General features: G+C 64.0%; 14 protein-coding genes. 3 read left to right on the forward strand and 11 right to left on the reverse strand.

Annotated features, from left to right (window positions below; translation table 11 throughout):
• Positions 1-14: 14 nt before the first annotated feature.
• Positions 15-2,324 carry a xanthine dehydrogenase family protein molybdopterin-binding subunit gene (locus JQ587_RS18800; protein WP_212426221.1) on the reverse strand — a complete coding sequence of 770 codons (2,310 nt, stop codon included), beginning with the start codon at positions 2,322-2,324 and terminating at the stop codon, positions 15-17.
• Positions 2,325-2,597: 273 nt separating this feature from the next.
• On the opposite strand from JQ587_RS18800, the gene JQ587_RS18805 reads away from it, so the two are divergent.
• Positions 2,598-4,115 carry a hypothetical protein gene (locus tag JQ587_RS18805; protein ID WP_212426222.1) on the forward strand — a complete coding sequence of 506 codons (1,518 nt, stop codon included), beginning with the start codon at positions 2,598-2,600 and terminating at the stop codon, positions 4,113-4,115.
• A 15-nt stretch (positions 4,116-4,130) separates the two neighbouring features.
• Here the strand turns inward: JQ587_RS18805 and JQ587_RS18810 are convergent, their stop codons facing one another.
• Both JQ587_RS18810 and JQ587_RS18815 read right to left on the reverse strand, forming a co-directional pair.
• Positions 4,131-4,730 (reverse strand): class I SAM-dependent methyltransferase, encoded by a 600-nt coding sequence (locus JQ587_RS18810; protein ID WP_212301206.1) that lies wholly within the window; start codon positions 4,728-4,730, stop codon positions 4,131-4,133.
• Positions 4,730-5,770: a glycosyltransferase family 2 protein gene (locus JQ587_RS18815; RefSeq protein ID WP_212301456.1), complete on the reverse strand. Its 1,041-nt coding sequence runs from the start codon at positions 5,768-5,770 to the stop codon at positions 4,730-4,732. Before JQ587_RS18815 ends, JQ587_RS18810 begins: the two co-directional genes overlap by 1 nt.
• A 188-nt stretch (positions 5,771-5,958) precedes the next feature.
• On the opposite strand from JQ587_RS18815, the gene JQ587_RS18820 reads away from it, so the two are divergent.
• Positions 5,959-6,654, forward strand: a complete 696-nt coding sequence (locus JQ587_RS18820; RefSeq protein WP_212426223.1) for a class I SAM-dependent methyltransferase — start codon at positions 5,959-5,961, stop codon at positions 6,652-6,654.
• A 99-nt stretch (positions 6,655-6,753) separates the two neighbouring features.
• Here JQ587_RS18820 and JQ587_RS18825 read toward each other — a convergent pair whose 3' ends face one another.
• Positions 6,754-7,143, reverse strand: coding sequence for a DUF1127 domain-containing protein (locus tag JQ587_RS18825; RefSeq protein WP_212301208.1), 390 nt, complete (start codon positions 7,141-7,143; stop codon positions 6,754-6,756).
• A 509-nt stretch (positions 7,144-7,652) separates the two neighbouring features.
• Here JQ587_RS18825 and JQ587_RS18830 point away from each other — a divergent pair.
• Positions 7,653-8,054: a GFA family protein gene (locus JQ587_RS18830; RefSeq protein WP_212426224.1), complete on the forward strand. Its 402-nt coding sequence runs from the start codon at positions 7,653-7,655 to the stop codon at positions 8,052-8,054.
• Positions 8,055-8,100: 46 nt separating this feature from the next.
• On the opposite strand, the gene JQ587_RS37190 is transcribed toward JQ587_RS18830, so the two are convergent.
• From JQ587_RS37190 to JQ587_RS18865, 7 genes are all read right to left on the reverse strand, one after another.
• A complete protein-coding gene (locus JQ587_RS37190; protein ID WP_433995298.1) occupies positions 8,101-8,250 on the reverse strand; it encodes a PEPxxWA-CTERM sorting domain-containing protein in 150 nt (49 codons plus the stop codon).
• Between the two features lie 79 nt (positions 8,251-8,329).
• Entirely contained in the window at positions 8,330-8,884 is a 555-nt protein-coding gene (locus JQ587_RS18840) for a hypothetical protein (RefSeq protein ID WP_212426226.1), read from the reverse strand.
• Between the two features lie 329 nt (positions 8,885-9,213).
• Positions 9,214-10,740, reverse strand: a complete 1,527-nt coding sequence (gene murJ / locus JQ587_RS18845; protein WP_212426227.1) for a murein biosynthesis integral membrane protein MurJ — start codon at positions 10,738-10,740, stop codon at positions 9,214-9,216.
• A 97-nt stretch (positions 10,741-10,837) separates the two neighbouring features.
• The gene (locus JQ587_RS18850; RefSeq protein WP_283815641.1) at positions 10,838-12,025 is read right to left on the reverse strand and encodes a DegT/DnrJ/EryC1/StrS family aminotransferase; all 1,188 of its coding nucleotides are present in this window, start codon (positions 12,023-12,025) and stop codon (positions 10,838-10,840) included.
• A gap of 10 nt (positions 12,026-12,035) precedes the next feature.
• Complete coding sequence (locus tag JQ587_RS18855) at positions 12,036-13,040, reverse strand: Gfo/Idh/MocA family protein (protein ID WP_212301212.1); 1,005 nt, start codon at positions 13,038-13,040, stop codon at positions 12,036-12,038.
• A gap of 181 nt (positions 13,041-13,221) precedes the next feature.
• Positions 13,222-14,634, reverse strand: coding sequence for a mannose-1-phosphate guanylyltransferase/mannose-6-phosphate isomerase (locus JQ587_RS18860; RefSeq protein WP_212426228.1), 1,413 nt, complete (start codon positions 14,632-14,634; stop codon positions 13,222-13,224).
• A gap of 7 nt (positions 14,635-14,641) precedes the next feature.
• Positions 14,642-15,631, reverse strand: coding sequence for an NAD-dependent epimerase (locus JQ587_RS18865; RefSeq protein WP_212426229.1), 990 nt, complete (start codon positions 15,629-15,631; stop codon positions 14,642-14,644).
• Positions 15,632-15,668: the final 37 nt, after the last annotated feature.

Raw genomic sequence — 15,668 nt, forward strand, 5'->3', positions numbered from 1 at the left:
GCCGAGCGGCCGTATCACAGGCTGTGGCGGCGATGATGCTCGTTGATCGCGATCCACACCCGCTCGGGCGTCGCCGGCATGTCGATGTGGTCGATCTTGTATTCGCGCCAGAGCCCGTCGACGATGGCGTTGACGACGGCCGGACAGGAGCCGATCGCACCGGCCTCGCCCGCGCCCTTCACGCCCAGTGGATTGGTGGTGCAGGGAACATTGTTGGTCTCGAACACGAAGGCGGGACCATCGGCCGCGCGCGGCAGCGCATAGTCCATGTAGGTGGCGGTAATGAGCTGGCCGTCGGTCGCACCATAGACCACCTGCTCCATCAGCGCCTGGCCGATGCCCTGCATGGCGCCGCCATGCACCTGGCCGGCCAGCAGAAGCGGATTGAGCGTCTTGCCGAAATCGTCGACGATCACATAGTTGACGATCTTGATGATGCCGGTGGCCGGATCGATCTCGACTTCCGCCAGATGCGTGCCGTTCGGATAGGTGCCGTCGGCACTGGCGAAGGTGGCACTGCCGTTCAGCTTCGACGGGTCGGCGCCCGGCCGCTTGGCGAGGTCGGCAAAGGAGATCGTGCGGTCGGTGCCCGCGATGCGGATTGCACCGGCGGAAATCTCGAGGTCGCCGGCGCTGGCCTCCAGCGCCTGAGCCGCGATCTCCTTCAGCTTCTTGCCCAGCTCACCCGTGGCCCGTTCGACGCAGACGCCGCCCGTCGGAATCGAAGCCGAGCCGCCGGTGCCGAGGCCTGTGGCGATCATGGCCGTGTCGCCCTGGTGGACATGGACGCGCTCGGGTGGCAGGCCGAACTGCTCGGCAACGATCTGGGCGTAAGCTGTCTGGTGGCCCTGCCCGCTCGATTGCGTGCCGATCAGGACGGTGACATCACCATTGGGATCGAGCCTGACGTTGGCGGTCTCTTCCCCCATCACGCCGCAAATCTCGACATAGCTCGCAAGGCCAATGCCGCGGATCAGGCCCCCCTTCTTGGCCGCCTTGGCGCGCTTGGAAAACTCCTTCCACTCGCCGATCTCCATCGCGCGCTTGAGATGCGCGGCGAAATCGCCGGAGTCATAGACCTTGCCGGTCGCGGTCTTGTAGGGCAGCGCCTTCGGCGGGATGAAGTTCTTGCGGCGGATCGCATCCGGCGTCATCTCGAGTTTTCGCGCGCAGGCATCAACCAGACGCTCGATGACATAGGCTGCCTCAGGCCGGCCCGCGCCGCGATAGGCATCGACCGGCACGCTGTTGGTGAAGATCGTGCGCACCCGGCAGTGGAAGGCGTGGATGTCGTAGAGGCCCGGCAGCATGCCGGCGCCGCCATGCGGGATGTAGGGCCCGAAGGTGGAAAGATAGGCGCCCATGTCGCCCATCAGGTCGCAATCCATCGCGAGGAATTTGCCGTCCTCGGCCAGCGCCATCTTCGCAGTGGTGACGTTGTCGCGGCCTTGCGCATCGCCCATGAAATGCTCGGAGCGGTCGGCCGACCACTTCACCGCCTTCTTCAGCTTGCGCGCCGCGACCGCCATCAGGGCGTATTCGCGATAGGGAAACAGCTTCGTGCCGAAGCCGCCGCCGACATCGGGGCAGATCACCCGCATCTTGTCGGTCGGAATGTTGAGCACGTTCTGGCAGAGGATGTCGCGCAGCCGGTGGCTGCCCTGGCTGCCGACCGTCAGCGTCAGATGATCGGCCTTGGCGTCATATTCGCAGACCGCAGCGCGCGTCTCCATGAAGCTCGCGACCACGCGCGGATTGACGATGGAGATCTCGGCGACAGCATGCGCTTTCGCAAACGCGGCGTCGGTCGCCGCCTTGTCGCCGATCGAGACGTCGAACAGCACGTTGCCGGGCTTGTCCGGCCAGACCTGCGGCGCGCCCTTCTTGACCGCATTGACGACGCCGGTCACCGAAGGCAGCGGACTCCATTTGACGTCGATCGCCTCGATCGCGTCGCGGGCCTGGTCGATGGTCTCGGCGACGACGAAGGCGACGGAATCGCCGACATGGCGGACCTCGTCCTTGGCGAGGATCGGGTACGGCGGGCCGGTGAACGGATCGGTCTCGAGGTTGAACAGGCATGGCAAATTGCCGAGATCCCCAACCTCGGCGGCGGTGAGGATCAGGGCGACACCCGGGAGGGTGCGGGCGCGGCCGGCATCGATGGTGAATTTGGCATGCGCATGCGGCGAACGCAGCATCAGGCAGCGCAGTGCGGCCTGCGGCGCATAATCGTCGGTATAGCGGCCCTTGCCGCGGATGAGCGCGTCATCCTCCTTGCGCAGCACGCTTTGGCCAACGCCGAACTTGATGGGAGCCGCCATTTTTTCTCGTCCCGTCCTATGGTTGTTTTGCCGGCATATTGCCGTGGAAAAAGTGGCAGTGCAAACGACTTTAGCAATCTGCCATCCGTCACTGCCAACCGCAAAGATGCAGCGCCGGGCCTGCGCGGGCTTTCCACGCCCGGCGTCCAATCAATCAGGCCCTCAAATTGCCATAGAGGTCTTCGGCCACCACGACCGCCTGCCCGAAAGTCACTCGTTAACGCGCCTCGGTTAGCGTAGGGCGTTTCCCGCAGCATGGCCCATGAGTTCGAGATGAGTTCGGAGATCGGAGACGTTTCTCGCCAGATGCGCGTCAGCCCGCATGACCGCGAACGGCCGGCCCCGATGCCCTGGCTGCTGATCGGGGCTGTGTTTGGGCTCGCGATCCTGATGCGGGAGATCGTTCCGCTCAATACCGACGTCAGCTGGCTGCTCGTGGTCGGCGAGCGCATGCTGGACGGCCAGCATCTCTATGGCGACATCATCGAGATCAATCCGCCGATGGCGGCATTTGCCTATCTGCCCGGCGTTGCGCTGGGCCGCCTGCTCGGCGTCGATCCGCGGCATGTCATCGATGCCCAGCTTCTGCTGCTGGCCGCGGCTTCGCTCTATGCGGTGTCGCGGATCGTGCGGCTGTCGCCTTCATGGGCTCACGCAAGTTGGGGACCGTTCACGATCTGGGCCGCTTCCATCGTCACCATCCTGCCGATGCACGTGTTCGGCCAGCGCGAACATATTGCGACGCTGACCTTCCTGCCCGCGCTCGCCGTATATGCGCTCCGCAGCGATCGTCTTTCGGTTCCGCTCTGGGCGATCCTGATTGCCGGCCTGGGTGCCGGGATCACGCTCGCCTTCAAGCCGTTCTTCGCCGTGCCGGTGGGGTTGTGCATCCTGGCGAGCGCCGTTCGCGCGCGGTCGTGGCTCGTGTTGTTTGCGCCGGAAAACATCATCGCGGGCGTGCTGGTCGCCACCGTCAGCGTCGGCACCTACGTGCTCTATCCCGAATATTTCACGGTGACCTATCCGCTGGTGCGCGACACCTATCTGTCGTGGTCGATGCCGCTCTCCGTCATCTTCCTGAATGCGGCCTCGCTGCTCTTTGCGATCGCGATGCTCTCAGCGCTGTCAACGATGTGGGGACGAACGCCCGACTCGCTGCTGCTCGCGGCCGTTCTTGCCGCGAGCGGATTTGCGATCTCGTTTTTCCTGCAGCGGCGCGGCTGGGCCTATCATTCCTATCCGATGGTGGCGGTCGCCATGCTCGCGATGGGATACGCGCTGCTGGTCGCAAACGGCGCGCCGCCGCGCCGCCGTCTCGGCTTGGCGGCGCCGCTGATCCTGGCTGCGACCTTTTTGTTCGGCGCGCAATGGTTCAACGGCAACGTCTATGTCGGCAACGTCAGGGAAGCGCTCGCCCCCCTCAAGCCGCATCCCCGGATCCTGATGCTGAGCGGCGAAGCGGCCATCGGCCACCCGCTGGTGCGTGACATCGGCGGCACCTGGGTGTCCCGGCAGGAGAATCTATGGATCCGCGAGTTCGTGCGGCTGACGCGCGAGAAGACTATCGTCGACGCCGCGACCGATGTGAAGCTGAAGGATTATCTGGCGCTGGAGCGCAACTGGCTGATCGAGGATTTCCGGAAGACGCCGCCGGATGTCGTGCTGGTCGACAATCTCCGCGACGGATGGGGCGATTGGGCACGCGCCGACGCCGAGCTGTCACGATTGCTCAAACCCTATACGCTGGTGCGTTCGGTCGACGGAATCGACGTGCTGCGGCGGAACGACTAACCCTTCGAGCCAGCGCTATTTCTGCGAGACGCCGATGATGAACGTGTAGGGCACGCGCGAATAATCGTCGCGGATCGCCAAATTGACCTTGCCGAAGGCGCCGCGCAGCACCTGATCGTAGCCGTCGTGATCCCGCACGAACTCGCCGCGATCGTTGTCGAGCAGCCATTTTGCAATGCGCGACTGCCCCTCGCGGTAGCAGCCGTCGAGCGTGAACAGCACGCCGTCCGCCTTGAGCACGTCCCTGATATCGGCCAGCGTCGTCTGCAAATCCGCATCAGCAATGTGATGCAGCACGCCATTCATCATGACGACGTCGGCGCCGGCAAATTCCCGCGCGGCGGCGGCATCGAAATAGCGGCAATGAAAAGTGCCGAGATGACCGAACGCGCGCTGTGCATACGCGATATAGGCCGGATCGATGTCGAAGCCGGTATAGTCGATGCCATCGGGCAGATGGCGCAGGATGTAGCCGGGACCGCAGCCGATATCGATCACCCGCATACCCGGCCGCAGCGTGAGATAATCCGCGATCGCCTTGACCCGCGCGCCGAAAAATCCGCCGGCGTTCTGGTAGGCCTGATAGAGTACGGGGTGATTGAGGATCGCCTTCATCAGGGCACCTCGTCGTGAACCTGGCCGCGCGCCTCCGGTCCGGATTGCGCGAGCAGCGTCCTGAACGGCGCCCGCTCGAGATCGGCCGCCGCTTCCGCACCATGCGGCAGCCGGCCGCGGCGGTGGATATGCGAGATCAGGAACAGCGGGCGGTTCTTCGACTGGATGTAGATTCGGCCGATGTATTCGCCCATCAGCCCGAGCACGAGGAGCTGCACGGAGGAGATCATGACGACCAGCAACGTCAGGCTGGTCCAGCCGGGCACGGTGCCGGAGAACACCCAGCCGATCACCGCGGCGATGCCGACGAAGGTCAGCAGGGTCGTCAACAGGGCGCCGACATAGGTCGCGATCCGGAGCGGCACCATCGAAAAGCTGATCAGCGCGTCAGCGGCAAAACCGATCATCTTCATCAGCGGATATTTGGTGGTGCCGGCAAAGCGCGGATGACGGTCGTATTCGTAGGCGACCTGCTTGTAGCCGAGCCATGCCACCATGCCGCGGATGAAGCGGTCATGCTCCGGCATCTGCACGAGCTGGTCGGAGATCCGCCGGCTCATCAGGCGAAAATCGCCGGTATCGACGGGAATCTGGACGCGGGTGACTTTGGCGAGCAGGCGGTAGAACGCTTCCGCCGATTGCTTCTTGAAGCGGGTTTCGCCGGCGCGGCTACGCCGCATGCCGTACACGACGTCGGCGCCCTCGCGGACCATCATCTCGTACATCGGCGTCAGGAGTTCCGGCGGATCCTGCAGGTCCGCATCGATGACAAGCACGAGATCGCCGCGCACGGTCGAGAGGCCGGCGGTGAGCGCCAGTTGATGGCCGTGATTGCGCGCGAGCCGGACCGCAACGACATTGCGGTCCTCCGCCAGAAGCTCGTTGATGATCTTCCAGGTGTTGTCGGTCGACCCGTCATCGACCAGGATCAGCTCGAACTTTGCGCCGCACAGCGCGCGCGCGGCCGACACCATCTGGCGATGGAATTCGCGCAGGCCCTCTTCCTCGTTGTAGCAGGGCACAACGATCGACAGAAACATCTTTCCAGGGCGCGGCATCTCGTCCTGAAGGTCCATCTATCAGCCAGCCTGTCAGAGGGTTGGATCGGTCCGATTCCTGCCGCCAATATTCGGCGGACTCCGGTTAATTGTTCATCAATTTTTAGACCCCCTGATGCATGATTCGAGCCGACAACCACCTCACCAAACGCCGGACAGCTGGATCGCCTATGGACAAGGCCGAGTTCGATCGCTTCGCCGACGCCTATGAGGACCAGCATCGCGAGAACATCGCGGTGACCGGCGAGGGCCCGGAATATTTCGCGGAATACAAGATCAGGGCGCTCCGGGAGATCGTGGATCGCGCTGGCCTCGACGTGAAGCGGATCTGCGATTTCGGTTCCGGCATCGGCAATTCGATTCCGTATTTCCGCCGCTATTTTCCCGAGGCGGCGCTGACCTCGTCCGATGTCAGCGAACGCAGCCTCGCATTGGGCCGGCAGCGGTACCCCGAATCCGGCAACTGCGTGCTGATCGAGAACAACCGGATTCCGGTCGAGGCCGGCAGCTTCGACGTGGTGTTTTCAGCCTGCGTGTTCCATCACATCCCGCACGACGAGCACCTGGCGTGGTTACGGGAGTTGCATCGCGTCACGCGGCCGGGCGGCCTGATTGCCATCTTCGAGCACAATCCGCTGAACCCGCTCACCGTCCATGCGGTGAACACTTGTCCGTTCGACGAAAACGCCAGGCTGATCTTCGCCCGCGATCTGGACAAGCGGCTGCAAGCCGCGGGCTGGGCTTCATCGCGCATCCAGTACAATCTGTTCTTTCCTCGCGCCCTCGCCCGGCTGCGGCCGTTCGAGAACAAGCTCGGCTGGCTGCCCTTGGGGGCGCAATACGTCGCCACCGCACGCAAGGCCTGAGGCTGGGATCCCGCGGCGAACCACGGCGTGCGAGAACAAGCAGCCGTGCCGACTGCCGCTTGCTCTCAAAACGCATGTCCGCCTCTGGCGGTGAATCCACTACATCCCACGGCGGCTCCAGAGATAGATCGTGCTATCCCTCAGCGTATCGACCGCTCGCTGAGGTGAGAGGTAGTCGATTTCACCACGCGTCAGGCCGATATCCATCAGCTCCCTATCGCTCAGGTCCTGCAATTTGACACGCAAGCTCGGGCGCTGACACCGTTCCTGAAACGCGAGCCAAACGCGCCTGAGCAAGCCCAGGACGCTTCGCGTCGATGCGGCCGTGGGTCCGGCAGCATCCTTGTCCAGCGCTGCAGCGGACGCCTTGAGGCGTGCTGCCAACGCCTGGTCGACCGCGCTCTTCGCTGACACGATGGAGAGATTGAGGCCACGCCTCGCGGCGTCGCCCTCAATCCCGGGTGAGATGTTCGTCTGTTGAGGTGGCATCGTACGCTCCTGCTGTTGTGCCGGCAGGGAGCGTGGCCAAACAAAAGGCCCCGTCCGATGCCGGCGGGGCCTGGTGGAAAAGGTGTCGTCGACGAAATCCTAGCGCGCGACTCCTTCCACGGCCCAGCCGAAGCGGGTCATGTGCGAGAAGTTAACGTTGCGCGACCATTTCATCATGGGCCACCGATAGCACGGGAATCGCGCAAAATCAAGAGATGTGCGGAGGCTGGCTGCACCTTCAGAGCGAGTGGCGCACAGCCAACCCAACCGGGCATGCTGCGTGGCCAGCGAACGTCATCATCCCTTGCATCAATGGATGCAATCCGTTAGGCGTCAGCAGCGGGCCTCTTCGTGTCCATGCTGCGAGGCCGACGGGGCCGACATCGCCCCTCCACAGGGCTGCAGCAAGCCCCCACCTCCCCCGACAATTCCGACCGACTTCGACGCCGCACGTGCGACTGCCCGCACTTGCCGATGAAAGCACTTGCCGATGAAAGAGGAGCATGCCCATGACAACTCGCCGCGCAGCGTGCAACTGCGGACAACTGGAGGTCATCTGTGAGGGTGAGCCAGCACGAATTTCAATGTGTCACTGCCTGGAGTGTCAGCGTCGGACCGGAGCCGTCTTCGGCGGTCAAGCGTGGTTCGCCGAGCAGCGAACCACCATCTCCGGCACCTCAACCCGGTTCACGCGCCGATCAGACGCTGGCCGTTCAGTATCATTTCGGTTCTGCCCCGTGTGCGGATCGACTGTGTATTGGGAAGCGGAAGCGTTCCCTGGCCACATCGCCGTCGCCGTGGGATCCTTTGCAGATCCCACTTTTCCGCCGCCCACGCATTCGGGCTGGGAAGCGAAGCGGCATCACTGGATTGAGCCGCCTCGCGCCATCGCGATCCACCATTCGGATTGAGACATCGCTTCGCCCATCGATTTGCAAACGCACTCCTGTTGTCGGCTTATCGAGCCAAACCGGAATCAACCGGCCGAGGCGTAAGGCGGCGCTCATGACCCGAAGCAGACCGGCGCGCGACGCCTGCAAATCCCAACAATCCGAAGCCGACGATCATCATGGCCCATGTCGACGGCTCCGGCACCGCTGTGGTCACAACGTCATAACTGATCGTCAGAGTGGGTATCGGGTAGCCATTCCCAGCGCTGCTTCCGAGGATGTCGAAGCAGCTGCCGTTAAATCCGACATACGTGCAATTCTCTGCCCTGGCTGAATGAGAAGCCGGCAGTACTCCCCGCGGGCAGGATCTTGAGCTCGTATGCGATCAAGTCGGTCAGATCCATCACCGTCTGGCCGTCGACATGGATGACGCCATACGTCGATCCTCCCCTTATCTTGTTGGGGTCGAATGCCGTGCCTTGGGTGGCATAGGCGGTGAGAAGGATGTCTCCCGCCCGGTTGCCGCCAATTCCACTGAATGTCAGCGTAGAGTTCGTGACCACCGCGTCCGCGGGCAGCGTCGGCAACGAGAACTGCATCAATGCGGCGTAGTAACCGTCGATCGAATTTCCGGTAATGATATGTCCCACCGTGGCGGAAGCCCCGGCAAAGCTGCCTGGATCGAGTGCGAATGGGCCGTTCGGCGAACTCGAGTGATAGCCTTCTGTAAGCCCATTCACGACGATCGTGGCTGCAGCCGCGGTGGCGGCGCTCGATACGACAGCGCATGACGCAAGGGCAACGAGTGCAACGAAACGTAGGGCAAAGCGCATTCTGACGGTCGAACCCATGAGTGGCTCCATTCCTCTGCAGTTATTTCAACGACTTCGACATTGCATTCGGTCCGCGCACCCGCATCCGATAGGATGAAACTGCGCCCGGCCTGGGCAGCAGTTACTGCCCAACGTGACCGCAAAATCGTTCATCACCTTCACCTCGTCCCCACGGTGGGCGACCTTGGCGCAGAGTTAGAGATAGCGCATCAACCGTCTGGCTGAGCGCGAGCGACGTTTGCTTTTGCAGATTGTCTTCGACGGCAGATGTGACCATCCGGACACGATCGCATCGATCGCGCCAGGTTCCCCTCTCGTCGGAGCGGACTTCGTGAGCTTATGCGCGTCTAGCCACGCACCAGCGAAACCAGCCAGCTCCGGCCGAACAGCACGAGGATCGCGAGCGCGTAGGCGATCGTGCCCCCGACGGCCAATAGCACCAGCGTCACCTCATCGTGGAAGCGCATCGCGCCCAAGGAAGTACCGCTGACGCGCGCGATCAGCCAGAACGCGGCAGCGAGGATGATTCCGGTCAGCAGGAATTTGGCGAGCGACAACAGCCAGGCGCGGTCCAGTACGAGAAAGCCGCGCCGCACGGCGAAGAACAGCACCAGCAAGAGATTGGTCCAGACGCCAACGGCGGTCGCGAGCGCGAGGCCGATCTGGGCAAGCGATCCCATCAAGGCAACCTTCAGCGCGACGTTGACCGCGATGCCGGTCAGCGAAGCCCGCACCGGCGTTGCCGTATCCTTGCGCGCGTAGAAAGTTGCGACCGCGCTGCGGATCAGCACGAAGGGGATCAGGCCGATGGCATAGGCCGCAAGTGTGCCGCCGGCGGCGACTGCATCGGCCTTCGAGAATGCGCCGCGGGCGAACAGCGCGCGCATGATCTCGTCGGGCACGGTGAGGAAGGCGGCGACGAAGGGCACCGAGAACAGCAGCGTAAAATCGAAGGCGCGGCGCTGCGCCTTCATCGCGCCGTCGTGGTCGTCGGCCGTGATCCGCCGCGACATCTCCGGCAGCAGCACCGTGCCGATCGCGATGCCGATGACGCCGATCGGCAATTGGTTGAGGCGATCGGCATAATAGAGCGCCGACAGCGCGCCGGCAGGCAGGAAGGTCCCGATGATGGTGTCGGCGAACAGCGCGACCTGCGTGCCCATCGAGCCGAGCGTCGCCGGTCCCAGCGCCTTGAAGAAGCTACGGACGTCCTCGTCGAGCTTGAGCGGCGCAAAGCGCGGCAGGCCGCCATGGCGGGCGAGATCGCCGGCCAGCAGGAAATATTGCAGGAAGCCGGAAATGAGAACGCCCCAGGCCGCGGCGTGGCCGGCGGTGGGAAACCAGGCGGCGAGCGCCAGCGTCATCATCATCGCGACGTTGAGGAAGATCGATGCGGCGGCGGCGCTGGCAAAGCGCTGCATCACGTTGAGCATGCCGCCATAGAGCGTCACCAGCGTGATCAGGAGCAGATAGGGAAAGGTGATCCGGGTCAGCTCGATCGCGAGCTTGCGCTGCTCGGCATCCTCGGAAAAGCCCGGCGCCAGGATGCTCATGGCCTGCGGCATGAACAGCCAGGCGACGATCAGCAGCAGCACTTGCGAGGCCAGCAGCAGCGTGAAGATGCGGTCGGCGAACAGTTTTGCCGCCCCCTCCCCGCGCTCGCCATGAACGTGCGCGTAGGCCGGCACCCAGGCGGCGTTGAAGGCGCCCTCGGCAAAGATCGCACGGAAATGATTGGGCAGCCGCAGCGCCACGAAAAAGGCGTCGGCCACGGGGCCGGCGCCGAGGATCGCCGCGAGCATGATGTCGCGGGCAAATCCCGTCAGCCGCGAGAGCAGCGTGTAACCACCAACCGTGAAGATGCGTCCGAGCATGCGTCTGTTTTAGAGCATGGCGAGATTAGGTCTAGGTGCAAGCCGCGGGGAAGATCTGCCCCCTCTCCCGCTTGCGGGAGAGGGAAGAAGAGCAAGATCAAGCCGCGAGCGCGCCGCGGACGGCGGCGATTACCCGCTCCTGGTCGGCTTCGGTCAAATAGGCGTGCATCGGCAGGCTGATGACGTCCTGCGACAGGCTCTCGCAACCAGGCAGGCCGCCGTCCGCGACCGGATACTGCTTGTAGGCGGTCTGCTGGTGCATCGACTTGCCGTAATAAATCGCAGTCGGCACGCCCTGGGCTTTCAGCGCGGCGGCGAACCCGTCGCGGTCGGTGCCCTCCGGCAGACGGATCGTGTACTGCGCCCAGACCGAGGTGTTGCCGGGGCTGAGGCGCGGCACCGTGACCACGTTGGACAACCCGCGCGCATAGCGTTCGGCGACCTTGTTGCGGGCGGCGATCTCGTCGTCAAAAATCTTCAGCTTCTCGATCAGGATCGCGGCCTGCATGGTGTCGAGCCGGCCGGTCAGGCCGAGGCGAACGTTGTCGTATTTGTCGACGCCCTGCCCGTGCACGCGGATGCTGCGCAGCGTCGCCGCGAGCTCGTCGTCATCGGTGAAGATCGCGCCGCCGTCACCGAAACAGCCGAGCGGCTTTGCGGGGAAGAAGCTGGTCGCGGTGGCGAGCCCGAAGGTGCCGAGCTTGCGGCCCTTGTAGCTCGCGCCAAAGCCTTGCGCGGCATCATCGAGCACGAACAGGCCTTCGGCCCTGGCGATCTCGGCGATCGCGTCGTGATCGGCGGGCTGCCCGAACAGATCGACCGGAATGACCGCGACCGGCTTCAATCCGGCCTTGCGTGCGGTTGCGATGCCGCGCTTGAGCGACTCCGGGCTCATGTTGAAGGTGGTCTCGTCCACGTCGACATAGATCGGCGTCGCGCCGGTCCGCGCCACCGGCGATGCCGTCGCGATGAAGGTGAAGGACGGGCACAGCACGGCATCGCCGGGCCCGACGTTCTTCGCCATCATCACCATCAGGATCGCGTCGGTGCCGCTGGCGCAGGCGATGACGTGCTTGGCCCCGCTATAGGCCGCGAGCTGCTTCTCGAGCTCGAAGACCTCGGGGCCGTTGACGAACTGGCAATGGTCGAGCACGCGCTTGACGGCCTCATCGAGCGAGGCGCCGAGCCGGCGGCGCTGCGAGGCGACGTCGATGAAGGGAATGGGTTCGGAACGCAGATGCTGGTTCATGGCCTGGTTCTCGGCGCCTTCTTGCGTAGTCGACATGGGGAGAGGATTAGCTGGCGATGCGGCGCGGGCCCTTGCGGGCGGGCGCCGTCGCCGCAGGCCGCGACGGCGTCTCGAGGCACTGCGTGGCGATCTCCAGGCTTGCAACGCCCTCATCTCCGGTCACCGCCGGCGTCTCGCCGTTGCGCACGGCCTTGAGAAACGCGATCAGCTCGGCGCGCAGCGGCTCGTCATGGCCGACCGGCAGATGCCGCATCGAATAGCTGCCATCGGGCTTGAAGCCGAAGCATTCGGTGACCTGGCGCGTCAAAAGATCGCCCATCACGTATTTGCCGCGAGTCGCGACCGTGACGCTGCGCGCCTTGAACGGCGTCAGCCAGTTGGTGTTGATGTGCGCAAGCACGCCGTTGGCGGTGCGGAACTGCAGGAGCGCGATGTCCTCGCGCTCGGCGACCGCGCTCGACAGCTGCGGCTGCACCTCGACGATGTCGGATTCGGTGAACCAGCGGATCAGATCGATGTCATGCACGGCGAGATCGATGACGACGCCGACATTGGACATGCGCGGCGGGAACGGGCCGACGCGCGTGATGGCGATGGAGAGAATGTCCTCGCCCGCGATGGCCTGCTTGACGGCGGCAACGGCCGGATTGAAGCGCTCGACATGGCCGATCATCAGCGTCACGCCAGCCTTTTGCGCAGCGGCGACGATCTCACGGCCCTCTTCCACCGTGGAGGCGATCGGCTTCTCGACCAGCACATGGATGTTCTTGGCGATGCAGGCGAGCGCGACCTCATGGTGCAGATGGGTCGGCGCTGCGACCGTGACGGCATCGACGCCCTCGGCGAAGAGCTGGTCGAGCGTCTCGAAGCTCGCGCAATTGGCGAGCTCGGTCGCGCGCGTCCGATGCGCCGGCGAAGGATCGACGACGCCGACCAGGCTGACGCCGGGCAGACCGGCGAGCACCCGCGCGTGGTTGCTGCCCATCACGCCCGCGCCGATGACGCCGACGCGCAGGCCGGCCTTTGCCGGTTGTGATCCCTTGGAACTCATCTGATCGAACCCCGATTCACCGCAAATCCCCGGGCCGCTTCTAGCACGGGTGCCACATTTGTGGCGAATGCCGGCCTGATTGCCCGGACACGATTTGATTCAAAAAGTTACACGTTCCCCGGGCCTTAGCGCCAAACTGGGGTGCCGTTCGGCCCGGATCGCGTGATTCGGAGTTTGCTGGTTACGACCTTTGATAGTCGTCTTCAATCCGGATGATGTCGTCTTCCCCGAGATAGGAGCCGGTCTGGACCTCGATGAGTTCCAGCATGATTTTACCGGGATTTTCCATCCGGTGCACCGCGCCCATCGGGATGTAGATCGACTCGTTTTCGTGCACCGTCTTCACGATCTCGTTGACGGTGACGCGGGCCGCACCACGGACCACGATCCAGTGCTCGGCGCGATGGTGATGCTTCTGCAGTGACAATCGTCCACCCGGCTTCACCACAATGCGCTTGACCTGATGGCGCTCGCCATTGTCGACCGACTGATAGCTGCCCCAGGGGCGATGCACCTTGAGATGCTCCTCGGTGACCTTCGGCGCGACCGCCTTCAGCTTGGTGACGAGGCGCTTCAGTCCGTTGGCATCCTTCTGGCGCGAGACCAGCACGGCGTCCGCAGTTGCGACCACGACGAGGTCGTCGACGCCCTCGAGCGCGACCAGCGCCTGGTCGGTGGTGACGTTGCAATTGCGCGAGTCTTCGAACACGGCCGTGCCGTGCGCGGCATTGCCCTGCGCATCCTTCGGCGACAACTCCCACACCGCGAGCCAGGAGCCGACATCGGACCAGCCGCAGGACACCGGCACGACCGCGGCGCGCGAGGTCTTTTCCATCACCGCATAGTCGATCGAGATCGCCTTCGCCGCGCCGAACGCCTCGGGCTCGAGCGTCACGAAGCCGAGATCGCGGCCGGCATTGGCGACCGCGCCGGACACCGCCTCCACGCTCGCCGCATCGATCCTCCGATATTCGTCGAGCAGCAGGGCCGCCGGAAACATGAAGTTGCCGCTGTTCCACAGATAGCCCGAATTGACGTAGTCGGCGGCCTTCACGGCATCCGGCTTCTCGACGAAGCGCGCGACCGCGTGTACCTCGCCGGAGATCACCTCGCCCGGGCTGATATAGCCGTATTCGGTCGCCGGCCGCTCCGGCTTGACGCCGAAGGTGACGATGCGCCCGCCGCTCGCGGCGGTGAGGCCCTCGCGGCAGGCCGCGACGAAGGCCGCCTTGTCCTGCACGACGTGGTCGGCGGCGAGCGCGAGCACGATCGCCTCGCTGGTGCGGTTCTGCGCGAACGCCGCGCCGGCTGCGATCGCAGGACCGGAGTCGCGTCGCATCGGCTCGAGGATCACGTCGGCCTCGATGCCGATCTCGACGAGCTGCTCCAGCACCATGAAGCGGTAGGACGCGTTGGTGATGACGATCGGACGATCGAACAGCGACGCATCTGAAACACGCAGCAGCGTATCCTGGAAGGTCGAGCGCGCACCGAACAGCGGCAGGAACTGCTTCGGGCGCACCTCGCGCGAGGCTGGCCACAGCCGTGTGCCGGCGCCGCCGCACATGATCAGGGGGATAATGCGTTTGTCCATCGTCATTTCAAACCTTGTAGTGGTCGCGATACCAGGTGACAAAATTGTGGACCCCGTGCTCGATCGGCGTTGACGGTGCAAAGCCGGTGTCGCGCATCAAATCCTCGACATCCGCGAACGTTTCCACCACGTCTCCCGGCTGCATCGGCAGCAATTCTTTGACCGCCGTCCGACCCAGCTCCCGCTCCAGAAGTCCGACGACATGCATCAGGTCTTCGGGGCGGTGGTTTCCGACATTGTAGACTCGAGACGGCGCATTTGCGGCAGCCGGATTGTCCACAGGCACCCGATCGATGAGCTTGGATACTACACGGGTGACGTCGTCAATATAGGTGAAGTCGCGGCGCATTTTGCCATGGTTAAAGAGCCGGATCGGCTGACCCGTCATGATGGCGTTTACAAACAGAAACATGGCCATATCAGGCCGTCCCCACGGGCCGTAGATGGTGAAGAAGCGCAAGGCGGTCACAGGCAGCCGGTAGAGATGGCTGTAGGACTGCGCCATCACCTCGTTCGCCTTCTTGGTCGCAGCGTAGAAGCTCACGGGATGGTCGGTCCGGTCCTGCACGGAAAACGGCAGCTTAGTGTTGGCGCCATAAACGGAGGATGACGAGGCGTAGACGAGATGACGACAACCGTTGTTGCGGCAACCCTCGAGCACGTTGAGGAAGCCCTGGAGATTGGACTCGACGTAACTCTGCGGATGCTCGATCGAATGGCGCACGCCGGCCTGGGCGGCGAGATGCACGACCTCCGGAAAGCGATGCCGCGCAAACAGCGCCGCCATCGTCTCGCGATCGGCGAGATCGGCCTGCACGAAGGAGAAGCGGGGTCCGTTCCCGAGCTGCGCCAGGCGCGCCTGTTTCAACGCTGGATCGTAATAGCTGTTGAGATTGTCGAGCCCGACCACGGACCGGCCTTCGGCCAGGAGCTGCCGGGCGACATGGAAGCCGATGAAGCCGGCCGCCCCGGTGACCAAAATCGCCTGATCCGTCATCCTGTTCCCAAGCGATCCCAGAAGCCTCGCTGCGGCG

This window comes from Bradyrhizobium manausense, from assembly GCF_018130615.1.
In the GTDB taxonomy this organism is placed as follows: domain Bacteria; phylum Pseudomonadota; class Alphaproteobacteria; order Rhizobiales; family Xanthobacteraceae; genus Bradyrhizobium; species Bradyrhizobium manausense_A.